The 12,279-nt window shown below is 58.2% G+C and carries 12 protein-coding genes and 1 riboswitch; of the genes, 10 read left to right on the forward strand and 2 right to left on the reverse strand.

The genetic code is table 11. From position 1 onward, the window contains the following. The first annotated feature begins 64 nt into the window (after window positions 1-64). The 8 genes from B0B07_RS14395 (at window position 65) to B0B07_RS14430 (ending at window position 8,857) form a co-directional block, all read left to right on the forward strand. Entirely contained in the window at window positions 65-1,285 is a 1,221-nt protein-coding gene (locus B0B07_RS14395; protein WP_076760004.1) for a carboxylate--amine ligase, read from the forward strand. A 58-nt stretch (window positions 1,286-1,343) separates the two neighbouring features. Next, window positions 1,344-2,384 (forward strand): lipid II:glycine glycyltransferase FemX, encoded by a 1,041-nt coding sequence (locus tag B0B07_RS14400; RefSeq protein WP_076760006.1) that lies wholly within the window; start codon window positions 1,344-1,346, stop codon window positions 2,382-2,384. A gap of 149 nt (window positions 2,385-2,533) precedes the next feature. Beyond that, entirely contained in the window at window positions 2,534-3,613 is a 1,080-nt protein-coding gene (gene cax, locus B0B07_RS14405; protein WP_076760008.1) for a calcium/proton exchanger, read from the forward strand. Between the two features lie 106 nt (window positions 3,614-3,719). Continuing rightward, a complete protein-coding gene (locus B0B07_RS14410) occupies window positions 3,720-3,875 on the forward strand; it encodes a Fur-regulated basic protein FbpA (RefSeq protein WP_076760010.1) in 156 nt (51 codons plus the stop codon). A gap of 84 nt (window positions 3,876-3,959) precedes the next feature. Beyond that, window positions 3,960-5,417: an amidase family protein gene (locus tag B0B07_RS14415; protein WP_076760012.1), complete on the forward strand. Its 1,458-nt coding sequence runs from the start codon at window positions 3,960-3,962 to the stop codon at window positions 5,415-5,417. 181 nt (window positions 5,418-5,598) lie between these two features. Continuing rightward, a complete protein-coding gene (cuyB, locus tag B0B07_RS14420) occupies window positions 5,599-6,300 on the forward strand; it encodes a cysteate racemase (protein WP_076760014.1) in 702 nt (233 codons plus the stop codon). A gap of 245 nt (window positions 6,301-6,545) precedes the next feature. Continuing rightward, entirely contained in the window at window positions 6,546-7,796 is a 1,251-nt protein-coding gene (locus B0B07_RS14425) for a DEAD/DEAH box helicase (protein ID WP_084186713.1), read from the forward strand. After that, complete coding sequence (locus B0B07_RS14430) at window positions 7,793-8,857, forward strand: SGNH/GDSL hydrolase family protein (protein ID WP_076760016.1); 1,065 nt, start codon at window positions 7,793-7,795, stop codon at window positions 8,855-8,857. Before B0B07_RS14425 ends, B0B07_RS14430 begins: the two co-directional genes overlap by 4 nt. Before the next feature lie 435 nt (window positions 8,858-9,292). Here B0B07_RS14430 and thiT read toward each other — a convergent pair whose 3' ends face one another. Next, window positions 9,293-9,880: an energy-coupled thiamine transporter ThiT gene (thiT, locus tag B0B07_RS14435; protein WP_076760017.1), complete on the reverse strand. Its 588-nt coding sequence runs from the start codon at window positions 9,878-9,880 to the stop codon at window positions 9,293-9,295. 85 nt (window positions 9,881-9,965) lie between these two features. Continuing rightward, a riboswitch (TPP riboswitch) is annotated at window positions 9,966-10,072 on the reverse strand. 178 nt (window positions 10,073-10,250) lie between these two features. Between thiT and B0B07_RS14440 the strand changes: the two genes are divergently transcribed. Together B0B07_RS14440 and map are read left to right on the forward strand one after the other, a co-directional pair. Next, entirely contained in the window at window positions 10,251-10,592 is a 342-nt protein-coding gene (locus B0B07_RS14440) for a hypothetical protein (protein ID WP_076760019.1), read from the forward strand. 67 nt (window positions 10,593-10,659) lie between these two features. After that, the gene (gene map / locus B0B07_RS14445; RefSeq protein WP_076760020.1) at window positions 10,660-11,406 is read left to right on the forward strand and encodes a type I methionyl aminopeptidase; all 747 of its coding nucleotides are present in this window, start codon (window positions 10,660-10,662) and stop codon (window positions 11,404-11,406) included. Window positions 11,407-11,470: 64 nt separating this feature from the next. On the opposite strand, the gene B0B07_RS14450 is transcribed toward map, so the two are convergent. Continuing rightward, entirely contained in the window at window positions 11,471-12,217 is a 747-nt protein-coding gene (locus B0B07_RS14450; protein WP_076760022.1) for a hypothetical protein, read from the reverse strand. Window positions 12,218-12,279 lie beyond the last annotated feature (62 nt).

The raw sequence follows: 12,279 nt of genomic DNA on the forward strand, positions 1-12,279 counted from the left end.
GACTGAAGGGTGATTTTGCGCGGTCCGGACAATCGGCCGTGCGACCACCGAAGGGGTTAAAAATATGCCGAAAATGGACTTTCTGCCGGTCATTCTCGGATCGGACGACAATGCATACGGAATGGCTCGCGCCTTCCATGAACAGTACGGCATCAAGAGCATCGTGGCGACAAAAGGCCATCTTCTGTCGACCATGCACAGCAAGATCGTCGAAAAGCGGATTTATGAACGGTTTGATGAACCGGAAACGTTCGCGGAAAGCCTGCTGGAGCTGAAGGACGAGCTTCTCGGACGGGCGGACAAGCTTCTGCTCATCGCAAGCAATGAAAACTACGTGGAGCTCGCGGTCCGGGCACGCCCGGTACTCGAGCCGCATTATATCCTTCCATTCGTATCCGAAGAGATGATGGATGACGTCATCTTCAAAGAGAAATTCTATTCGATGTGCGAGGAATACGGACTCGACTACCCGGGCACGGTCATCTTCAAAAAAGGGATGGACCCGAATATGGAGTTGCCGTTCGACTTCCCGGCGGTCGTCAAACCGTCCGATTCGATGCGGTACTTTAATGCCCAGTTCGAAGGAAAGAAGAAGGCCTACATCGTGGACGGCAGGGAAGAATTCGTCGATGCCATCAATGCGATCTACGGCTCGACCTACGACGGGACGCTCATCATCCAGGATTACATACCGGGCGGCGACGATACGATGTATGTGCTGAACGCCTACTGCGACCGCAATGGCAAAGTTCGCATGATGTGTCTCGGCCACGTCGTCCTTGAAGACCCGACACCGATCCTGATTGGCAATTATGTCGGCATCGTCGGTGACCGCAATCAGGAGTTGTATGATCAGTACAGACAGTTCCTCGAAGCGATCGGGTTTACGGGATATGCGAACATTGACCTGAAGTACGACCGCAGGGACGGCAAATTCAAGATTTTTGAGCTCAACATCCGTCAGGGCCGGAGTTCGTTCTTCGTGACGGCGAACGGCTACAACATGGCGAAGTATCTCGTCGAAGACCGTGTCTACCACCGGGACAACCCGGTCGTCTACGGGGACAATGAAGTCCTCTGGCATGGCATCCCGCTGAAGATCCTCGTGCAGTACACGCAGGATCCGAAGCTGAAAGCACAGGTCCGCCGCCTCATCAAAGAAGGCAAGACGGCCTCGACGCTCTATTACAACAAGGACATGAGCCTCATCCGGAGGTTCAAGCTGCATTCCTATTACAAGACTTACCATCAGCGGTTTGCGCAGTACTTCAAACCGGAAGCATGATCCCGCCCTCCCGTGACGGCGGGATCATTTGCCGATGGAAACTGGAGGTATTCAAGCGGTGCCGATTTTAGATCAGAAAAACAAGGAAATGACGGAACGTTACGAGCGCTTTGTCGCCGGCTCCCCGCATCGCGCCCTCACGCAGGACCTGCAGTGGGCGCATGTGAAGGACGACTGGGGCAACGCCCAGGTGTACGTGGAGCGAGACGGCGAGATCGCGGCGGCGATGTCGCTGCTCATCAAGAAAGTGCCGGGCGGGTTTTCCCTTCTTTATGCACCCCGCGGCCCGGTGTGCGACCTGAACGACAAGGAGCTGCTCGCGGAACTGCTCGCCGAAGCGGACAAGGTGGCGAGGCAGCATAAGGCGTTTGCCCTGAAATTCGACCCGGAAGTGCGGTACTCGGAAGAACTGGAGAAACAGCTCTCCGGGATGGGCTTCAAAGTCCGCAACCGGGAAGAGGAGAAGGAAGCGCTCATCCAGCCGCGTCTCAATATGATCCTTTACTTTGATGATTGCGACGAAGAGTCGATCATGATGAAGTTCTCGAAAAAGTGCCGGAACATCATCCGCGGTGCCGTGAAAAAAGGGGTCACCGTGAGCTGGGGAGACGACGACCGGTATTTGGAGGATTTCTATCGGATCTACCGGACGATGGCCGAGCGCAATGAAATCACGACCCGATCCATCGATTACTTCAAGAAAATGCGGGAGGCGTTCGGCAAGAACCTGCGCATCTACATCGCCGAGCACGAAGGCGACCAGCTTGCCGCGGGCCTGACGATCAACTACAGCGGCAAGCTGTATTATCTGTACGCCGGAAGCACGAATGAAAAGCGGAATCTGAACCCGAACCACCTCATGAACTATGAGATGATCAAATGGGGGATATCCGAAGGTGCGGAGCAGTACGACTTCGGCGGCGTCTTTGAACTGAGCCCGAAAGACGGCCTGTATCTGTTCAAGAAAAGCTTCTGCGACAAGGACGGCCATACCGAATATATCGGCGAGGTCGATAAAGTGTACAAGCCGTTCCTCTATTCCATGTTCGTCCACGTAGTTCCGAAACTCCAGAAACTGAAAAAGAAGCTCAGAAACTAACAGTGACGCCCCGGCCGGGTTTTCCCGGCCGGGGCGTTTTTCCTTATGTGGCGGCGGCCGGCGGATCCCGATTTTCTGGACGCTGCGGGTTATCCATCGCCCCGAGGGGGTATCTTTTTAAGGATAGCCATTGATCGGAGGGTTGCAGATTGAACAGGGTTTTTACAATCATCGTTTTCATCGGAGTCCCGCTCGTGCTCGCGGGTTCGTTCCTGCACTGGTCGAGCCTGATCATGTTCATCCTGTGCTGTGTGAGCATCATCGGGCTGTCTGCGATCATGGGAAGGGCGACCGAATCGCTCGCCATCGTGTCGGGTCCCCGGATCGGCGGACTCTTGAACGCAACATTCGGGAATGCGGTGGAACTCATCATTTCCATCTTCTCGCTGAAGGCCGGCCTCGTCGGCATCGTGCTGGCCTCCCTCACTGGTTCGGTCATCGGTAACCTGCTGCTCGTACTCGGGCTTTCATTCTTCCTCGGCGGGCTGAAGCACAAACGTCAGAATTTCAGCCTCGTCGATGCCCGATACAATGCGGGGCTGCTCGTCTTCGCCATAGTTGTCGCCTTCGTCATCCCCGAAATCTTCTCACAGGGCATGGGGGACGGGGGGACGATCAAGCTCAGCGTCGGGATTTCCGTCATCATGATCGCACTCTATCTTGCCGGACTGTTCTTCAAGCTGGTCACGCACCGCGGCTTTTTCGCCGGATCGGATAAAAATGATTCCGGAGAGTCCGGTGGGTCCGGTGAGTCCGTCGAAGAGGAACCGGAATGGACAAAGGGGAAGTCGATCCTCATCCTTCTGCTGGCGACCCTCGCCGTGGCCTTCGTGTCGGAAAACCTCGTCCATACGTTCGAAGATATCGGGGCGCAGTTCGGCTGGTCGGAGCTCTTTATCGGGGTGATCATCGTCGCCATCGTCGGGAACGCTGCGGAACATGCTTCCGCGCTCATGATGGCGTTCAAGAACAAGATGAATGTCTCGGTTGAGATTGCGGTCGGCTCGACGCTGCAGGTGGCGATGTTCGTCGCGCCCGCACTCGTCCTCGTGTCCCTGATGATGCCCGAACAGATGCCGCTCGTCTTCACGGTGCCCGAGTTGGTCGCAATGATCACGGCCGCCCTGCTCACGATCATGATCTCGATTGACGGCGAATCCAACTGGTTTGAAGGGCTGACGCTCGTCGCCGCTTATCTCATCATGGGGATCGGGTTTTATTTCCTTTGACCGTCCTGTTCAGGAACTTCCCGGGTTTTGAAGCCGTCCTATAAGGGAATAAAGACAGCGGGAAACATAACTTCGGAACAATAGACAACAAGGAGCAGGTCACACCATGAAGCAACTACACGAAAGCCCGATGGACGAGAAGAAACAGGTCATCATCGACCGGCTCGTCGACGAAGGGGTCTTTAAAATTGACGGAAAACAACTGTATGAACTTCCCATTTACGCATTGATCAAGGAATATACAGAACGGAACACCCAGTGACTGAATTGCCGCCTGGCGGGGATGCCCCCGCCGGCCGGCTTTTTTGGATGAATTTATTTTAGCGATGAGGACGGGGGAACTGTGATGGAAAACAAGAGACTGGACAAGCTTCGGAAAGAATGGCTGCCGGAAGCGACGATCCGTGACATGCAGGAGAAGATGGAGCGGGAGGAAGTGACTGCCGAGGAATTGGTCACGATGTACCTGGCCGAAATATCGGAGACGGACCGCAACGTGAATTCTGTGCTCGAAGTGAATCCGGACGCGATGCAGATTGCCCGGATGCTCGATTACGAACGGCGCATGACGGGCCCGCGGTCCGGCCTTCACGGCATTCCGGTGCTCCTGAAAGACAATATGGATACGGGGGACAGGATGCATACAAGTGCCGGCTCGCTTGCGCTGAAGGAGCATTACCCGGGCGAGGATGCCTTCCTCGTCAAAAAACTCCGCGACGCGGGAGCCGTCATCCTCGGCAAGACGAATATGACCGAATGGGCGAATTTCATGTCGGATAAGATGACGAACGGATGGAGTTCCCGCGGCGGACAGGTGAAAAACCCATACGGCCCGTTTGACGTCGGCGGCTCGAGCTCCGGCTCGGCGGCCGCAGTGGCGGCGAATCTGGCAGCCGCATCGGTCGGCACGGAAACGACGGGATCGATCATCGAGCCCGCATCGCAAAACAGCCTGGTCGGCATCAAACCGACCGTCGGCGCGGTCAGCCGGACGGGGGTCATTCCGCTGTCGGTCACGCAGGATACGCCGGGGCCGTTCGGTCGGACGGTGGAAGATGCGCTGATGGTATTCCGTGCGCTGACGGGCACTGATCCGGAGGACCCGGTCACGGCGCTGAGTGCAGTCTGGGCAGGGACCGACTGGGATGCGGTGCTCGATCCGGAAGCGCTGAACGGTGTCCGGATCGGAGTCGCCCGGAACATTTTCGAACGGGAAGCGGACACCGGGGTGATGAAGCGGTTCGACGAGGCGCTCGGCGCGCTGCGGGACTGCGGGGCCGAGGTCATCGACGACATCGATCTCGGCGTCATGGAGGACGACCTCGGCTATGATGTGCTGCTTCACGAATTCAAGTCGGCCCTGAACGGGTACCTCGGACGGACGGAGCCGGGCAATCCGATCCGGTCGCTCGCCGATGTGATCGAGTTCAACAACTCCCATCCGGACGAAACGCTGCGGTTCGGGCAAAATCTTCTCGAGGAAAGTGAGCGGACGTCCGGGACACTGACGGAACGGGGCTATCTGGAGGCGCTGGAGAGGAACCGGCATCTGGCGGCGGAAGTGGCGCTTGAGTCCGCATTCCGGAAGCATCGGATCGACGCGCTTGTCTTTCCGAAAAGCCACGGCTGCAGCTTCGGCGCGGCGGCCGGCTACCCGGGAGTCGCCGTCCCGTTCGGAGCGGGAGAGGGAGGGGAGCCGTTCGGCATCACGTTCTACGGGCGCGCATTTGCGGAGCCGGACCTGATCGGATATGCGTTTGCCTTCGAGCATCGGGTCCGGGGCCGGATCAAGCCGGAGCTCTGAAGGACGGCGCCGGGACTCGAGTGAGGAGAGTTCGGCTCTGAGTGAGGAGAGTTCTGCCCTGAGTGAGGAGAGTTCGGCCCCGAGTGAGGAGAGTTCGGCTCTGAGTGAGGAGAGTTTGGTCCCCGGGATGTGATATAATGGTCCACTGTAAAGAAAACGGTTTGCTAAAGGATTGGACAGCATGAATAAAAAAACATTAGGCATACTCGGCGGTGTCGGCCCGCTTGCAACCATGTATCTCGGTGAGATGATCGTCCGGCGGACCGGGGCGGCCTGTGATCAGGATCACGTGAACATGGTGATCACGAATAACACGGATATCCCCGACCGCACCGAATATATTCTCGACCGGTCGAAGCCGGATCCGGTACCCGTCATCATTTCCGATACGGAGCGGCTGGCTGCGGCGGGCGCGGAACTGATCGCGATCCCGTGCAACACCGCCCACACATTTTACAACGAAATTTCATCCGCCTCGCCGGTCCCCGTACTCAATATGATCGAAGAGACCATCGCACGCGGGGAGAGGGACGGCGCCCGGACGCTCGGAATCCTCGCGACGGACGGGACGATCGCGTCCGAAGTGTACCAGGAGGCTTGCCTGCGGCGCGGCATCGAGCCGATCCTGCCGTCGCCGGACATCCAGCGCGACGTCATGTCGGTCATCTATGACCATATCAAGGCCGGGCGACCGGCAGACCCGGCCGTCTGGGACCGGATCGACCGCCACATGGCCGAAAAAAACTGCGACCGCATCATCCTCGGCTGCACCGAACTGTCGGTCGTGAAGCAGGAGCTGACACTGGGCGACCGCTATCTCGACTCGCTCCGGGTCCTGGCCGAGGCGGCGATTGAAGCATGCGGCCACCGGCTGAAGGAATAGACACGGATAGCGGATCCGGGCCGGTCAAACACATTTTTGACGGCACTCAAGAAAAATGAGCTATACAGAGAAGGGGACGCTTTTAAGCGTCCTCTTGTTTTTTATCAAAGGGAGAGAAGGGGCTCGGAAACGGGCTAAAAGAAAAAGGACGGACTGGAAGCCGTCTGTTTCTTCCCGGGCAGTGAGAAGGGCTCGCCTATGTGATAAAATGGAACTATCAATGTAATTGAAACGGGGTATGACAGATGGGATTTCTGGAACGGCTGGATCCTGAACTGAAGAAGAAATGGACATTTGAAGAGGAAATGCCGATCCAGGCGCAGATGATTCCGGCCATGCTGGACGGCCGGGATATCGTGGCCGAATCGCCGACCGGTTCGGGAAAGACACTCGCCTATGTCATTCCGCTCCTGATGCTCGTCGACGGGGGCTCGAACCGGACGGAAGCGCTCATCATGGCGCCGTCCCAGGAATTGTGCATGCAGATCGTGGAAGTGCTCCGCGACTGGACGGAAGGGACCGACGTCACGGTGACCCAGCTGATCGGCGGAGCGAACAAGCAGCGCCAGATTGAAAAGCTGAAGAAAAAGCCGACGATCGTCGTCGGGACGCCTGGCCGTGTGTGGGAGCTTGCGAATGACCGGAAGCTGAAGATGCACGACATCCGCCATATCGTCCTTGACGAGGGTGACCAGCTGCTGGGCCGCGACCACCGGACGGATGTCAAGTCGCTTATCGGGGCGGCCTCGCCGGACAGCCGGGTCGCTGTCGTTTCCGCGACCGTGACCGATGAGATCCGGCTCGTGGCGGAGCGGTTCATGGAAGATCCGCTCCATTTGAAGGTGAGCACGGACGAGATGCCGGCTCAGGGAACAGTCGTGCATTCATTCGTGAAGGTCGAGGAGCGGGAAAAAACGGATCTGGTCCGGAGACTGTCGCACCAGGAAGGCATCCGGGCACTTGCCTTCATCAACAACACCGACCAGCTGCTCATGAAGGAATCCAAGCTGAAATTCGGGGATGCACCGGTCGCCGTCCTCCACTCGGGGATGAACAAAATGGAACGCAAGAAAGCGCTCGATGACTTCCGTGACTGCAAAGTCCGCATCCTGATCGCGACGGACGTGGCGGCGCGTGGGCTGGACATCACCGGACTGAGCCATGTGATCCACATCGATGTCCCGCGGACCGCGGAGCAGTACACCCACCGTTCCGGCAGGACGGGACGTGCGGGAGCAGACGGTGAGGTCCTTTCATTCGTATCGTATCCGGACGAAAAGACGTACCGGAAGCTGACCCGTGAGCTTTCGGAGAAGCCCGTGCAGAAGGTTTGGCACAAAGGGGCGCTCACGGAGGGCTCATCGAAGACGGTCGCAGCTGCAGGCGGCAACAAGTCCCGGACGGGAAGCGGCAAAACACCTTCGTCCAAAAACGGAGGAAAGGTGAAAGGAAAATCCGGCGGCCATCCGGGAGGAAAGCGAAGCGGGAAGCGATGAAAAAAATCGCGGCCGCCCTACTCGCCGTCATTTTTCTCATCCCTGCAGCCGGGCCGGCCAGCGCCGCACGGCCGGTCGTTTATGTGGCGCTCGGCGATTCGCTCGCTGCCGGCCAGACGCCGGCCCGGGCGATCGATACCGGCTATTCGGATCTGATCGCCATGAAGCTGAAGCGCTACGCCGGATTGGCTTATTATTCGAAAGACCTGAGCTTCCCGGGCTTCACGACCGCCCAGGTGCTCGACAGGGTCAGATCCGAAGAGTCCCGGCAACTGCTCAAACAGGCGAATCTCATTACAATTTCGGCGGGGGCGAATGACCTCCTCCGGCTATTCCGGCATGATCCGGTGAGCGGTACCCTGGCATTTGACCAGATCCCCGCGGACTATGCACTGAACAGCGTCCGCAACAACATGGCCAAGATTCTCGGCGAGCTGAAAGACCGTTCACCGGGAGCCAAAGTGTACGTCATGGGCTACTACTTCCCGTATCCCCATGTGGCGGAGAAGATGAAGCCGGGCACGCGGGCGCAGCTTGACCGGCTGAACGCAATCCTGAAGAAGGAAGCCGAGGCGGCCGGTGCCGTCTTCGTCCCCGTTGCAGAACGCTTTGAAGGAAAGGCGGCAAAGGCGCTCATTCCAAATCCCGGTGATGTCCATCCGTCCGGCGAAGGCTACCGCCAGATGGCGAATGCATTTTTTGACGCATCGCCGTACCGGATGAGCGTCACGAAATGGGAGCTCCCGCCGCCGAATCCGATTTCATTTGCAGAAATGCGCAAGCGGATGGACGGCAAAGCGTCCGGTTTGGACGATCGCCGGGCATCGGCGGACCGCCCGTCCGACGATCCGCAATACAACCGAACAAGGGGCATCCACGCCATCCTGCCCGAAACCTCCGGAAACCCGGAGGTTTTTTCTTTGGGGAATTTTAGGGCCCGTAGTTTCCGCTCGAGTGAGGCGAGTTGCCCCTCGAGTGAGGAGAGTTTCCGTCTGAGTGAGGAGAGTTTCCGTCTGAGTGAGGAGAGTTGCCCCACGAGTGAAGAGAGTTCCTCCGAGTGAGGAAAGTTGCCCTTCGAGTGAGGAGAGTTTCCGTCCGAGTGAGGCGAGTTGCCCCTCGAGTGAGGAGAGTTTCTGCTCGAGTGAGGCGAGTTTCTGCTCGAGTGAGGAGAGTTTTCGCTCGAGTGAGGAGAGTTTCCGTCTGAGTGAGGAGAGTTGCCCCTTGAGTGAGGCAAGTTCCCCCGAGTGAGGAAAGTTGCCCCTCGAGTGAGGCGAGTTTCCGTCCTAGTGAGGCGAGTTACCCCTCGAGTGAGCAAGAGTTTCCGCTCGAGTGAGGGGAGTTTCCGCTCGAGAGGAGAGTTTCCGTCTGAGTGAGGAGAGTTTCCGTCCGAGTGAAGGAAGTTCCATTAGGCGGACCGGACTTCCGGAAATCAAAAACCCCGCCGGGTGGGCGGGGTGGTCCATTCTGAATGAGTGCGGCCGGTTTAGCCGGGCCGCTTATCGGGCAGACTGCAGCTTAAGCTGCGTTTGCTTGAGAAGCCGCGGGGCGGAAGAGAAAAGAAGCGCGTTGACCGCGGCGGTCAGGATGATCGACGGAATCATATAGCCGGCGTTGTAGACGATCGAGTACCACCAGACGTTGTCGCCGAGCTCCAGTGCGGTGGCCCCGAAGAAGACGACGCCCGAAAGGACGTGGCAGGCATACCGCAGCAGGCCGCCGAGAAGGGTGCCTGCAGAGATGGCCCAGATCATCGCGGCCTTATTGTCCTTCTTTGCCGCAGAGGCGACAAAGCGGGCGAAGAGGCCGGCAAAGCCGATGACGGTGAACGCGGCAGGATAATCGAGGAAGCCCTGCACCGGATGGATGATATAGGCGCCGGCGAACATCTGGAGCACGCCGAGGACCAAGCCGGTGAGCAGGCCGCCTCCGAGGCCCCAGCGGAAGGCCATCAGGATGATCGGCACCATCGTCAGGCTAATGGAGCCGCCCTGGAACCACAGTTTAATCGAGATCTGGTCAAGTACAAAACCGATGGCGGAGAAAATCGCCACTTCAATCAAGAATTGCAGTTTGCTTCGTTGCATGGATTGATATCCCCCAGTTGAAGTTGTCGCAAGATGGGGATGCATAATAAAAAGGCGTCCGGGACAGAACCGGACGCCTTCGGGCATCGTTTTCCATCCACATCCCTGCGCAAGAATGATCTTACAGGTTCGAAGAGTCTGGACCGTTGCCGTCCACTCTCAGCCGCGCCGGCGGCTCCCCTTGTGGTTTCAATATTCAGTATGGACGCTTCCAGTGTAGTACATAAGACGGATGATTTCAAGTCTCTCCGGTTCCCCGGTCCCGGCGGTTCACGCTTTCCGTCAGGCCGCCGTACGATGAAACAGGCTTCCAGCCGCAGACCGGCTGTGGAATCCGGCCCTGCCGAAACGAGAAAGGAGGAATTCCCCTGTGGACACATCCCGCCTGCTGTCGTCACTCAACTATTTCAGCATCGCGTTTGCGCCGTTCCTGTTTCCCGCCATTGTGTTTTTCACATCGGGCGAGCCGTCCGTCCGGCGCCATGCGAAGCGGGCATGTCTCATCCAGCTCATCCCGGCCGTTCCGTTCGCAGCCCTTCTGATTGTGACGGTCATGGCGGCAAATGCATTCCGGCAGGCGCCGTTCACGGGAGGAGTTCCGGCGGTCGGCCATGCGGGGGTACAGCTGCTGCTTGCCCTTTTATTCGCGGGGGCGCAGGGCCTGGCGTTCCTCTGGTGTGTGGCGGCGGGAGTGCGGGCACTCCGGAGCTGACCGTTTTTTGCAGTGCCCGGTCTGTGGTATAGTGGAAGATGGAAACCATAGAAGGAAGTGCTGATAAATGATCGCAAAGACGAGAGAGGATTTCGAGTCGCTCCGGAAGGCGGGCCGCATCATGGCGGAGATCCGCGAAGCGATGAAGGCGGCAACGAAGCCGGGCGTGACGACAAAGGAACTCGATGAGATAGCGGGGAAGATGTTCGAGGAAGCGGGAGCGGTGTCCGGACCGATGGGCGAGTACGATTTCCCCGGGTATACATGCATCAGCGTGAACCATGTGGTCGCGCACGGCATCCCCGGAAACCATGCCATCCAGGAAGGGGACATGGTCAACATTGACGTTTCCGGTTCCTGGAACGGTTACTTTGCGGATACGGGCATTTCGTTCGTCGTCGGCGAGCTGGATGAGCGCAAGCAGAAGCTTTGCGATGTCGCGAAAAGTGCGTTTGACCGGGCGATGACGAAAGTGAAGCCCGGCGGCCGGCTGAATGCGATCGGCAAGGCCGTGGAGCGCGAGGCACGCGACAACAGCCTGCATGTCATCAAGAACCTCACCGGACACGGGGTCGGACGGTCGCTTCATGAGCCGCCCGAGCATGTGCTCAACTACTATGAGCGCTGGGATACGACGATCTTGAAGGAAGGCATGGTCCTTGCCGTCGAGCCGTTCATCTCGGAGAAGGCGGAGCATATCATCGAGGGCGGAGACGGCTGGGCGTTCATCACGCCGGACAAGTCGCTCGTCGCCCAGATCGAGCATACGGTGATCGTGACGAAAGACGGTCCCGAACTTATCACCGAGCTGTGAAAATTTAAAAGTCAGTACAGAAAAACGGCCCCGGAATCAGTCCGGGGCCGTTTTGATTATGGGGTTATTTGTCCTCGGCCGGTTCCAGCCGCCGTGCAGGTTTCCGCATGTCCAGAAACACCCAGACCACCGCGACGGCTGCCAGGAACAGCGAAGCCGCCGTGACGAACGGCTCTTCAAAAAGGTTGTGGAACGCCACCATGGCTGCGTTCCAGGCGAAGACGAGTGCGAATGTCCGGTCTCCATAATGATGGAGGAAGTGGAGTGCAACTGCCCCGACGAGCGTATTGGTGATGATGGCCCAAAGCGGGTCGCTCAGCCCAAAACCGCTCCAATCGTAATATTCCAGTGTATAGTGAATGACTGCGAACAGACAGAACAGGCTCCATGAGAACATCGCTGATATCGGAATCCGGCCTGCCGGCGAGTTTTCCCGGCGCGGATAGCTGAAGTACAGGACGGCCAGCAGAATGATCTGAACAAATCCGGCCAGAAGCGCGGTGAACAGGTTCACTTCCTGCCAGGCGGTGAGTTTGACGATCTGCGCGAGGCAGATGCCGATGAATAACCCGGCCCGCATCGTCAGGACCCCGCTGCCGGCACCGTTTTTTCCGAAGCGGATCACCCAGAGGGCGAGGAGCGGGTAGACGGCCAGCAGGAGCACTGCCGAAAACTGGGCCGGCATGAAAATGACCGGAAGACGTCCGGCAATCTCGGCCGCCGGATGGCCGCCTGCGGGCATCAGGTAGAAAGCCGCCTGGAACCCGGCTGCAGCGAGCAGCGCGACGCCCATGATCAGTTGTCGGATCAATCATCTTCACCTCCTACTTAGAATAGTATACATACGTTTGAGGATTTGTACGCCGGAAAGTG

Origin of the sequence: Edaphobacillus lindanitolerans (assembly GCF_900156305.1) — a bacterium.
Classification (GTDB): domain Bacteria; phylum Bacillota; class Bacilli; order Bacillales_A; family Planococcaceae; genus Bhargavaea; species Bhargavaea lindanitolerans.

What these genes read in the sequence shown, in the direction of transcription:
- B0B07_RS14415 (WP_076760012.1), top strand. Translation starts at nt 3,960, where the DNA reads ATGGAAAACAAGAGACTGGACAAGCTTCGGAAAGAATGGCTGCCGGAA.
- B0B07_RS14430 (WP_076760016.1), top strand. Translation starts at nt 7,793, where the DNA reads ATGAAAAAAATCGCGGCCGCCCTACTCGCCGTCATTTTTCTCATCCCT.
- B0B07_RS14425 (WP_084186713.1), top strand. Translation starts at nt 6,546, where the DNA reads ATGGGATTTCTGGAACGGCTGGATCCTGAACTGAAGAAGAAATGGACA.
- cuyB (WP_076760014.1), top strand. Translation starts at nt 5,599, where the DNA reads ATGAATAAAAAAACATTAGGCATACTCGGCGGTGTCGGCCCGCTTGCA.
- thiT (WP_076760017.1), bottom strand. Translation starts at nt 9,880, where the DNA reads ATGCAACGAAGCAAACTGCAATTCTTGATTGAAGTGGCGATTTTCTCC.
- B0B07_RS14410 (WP_076760010.1), top strand. Translation starts at nt 3,720, where the DNA reads ATGAAGCAACTACACGAAAGCCCGATGGACGAGAAGAAACAGGTCATC.
- map (WP_076760020.1), top strand. Translation starts at nt 10,660, where the DNA reads ATGATCGCAAAGACGAGAGAGGATTTCGAGTCGCTCCGGAAGGCGGGC.
- B0B07_RS14395 (WP_076760004.1), top strand. Translation starts at nt 65, where the DNA reads ATGCCGAAAATGGACTTTCTGCCGGTCATTCTCGGATCGGACGACAAT.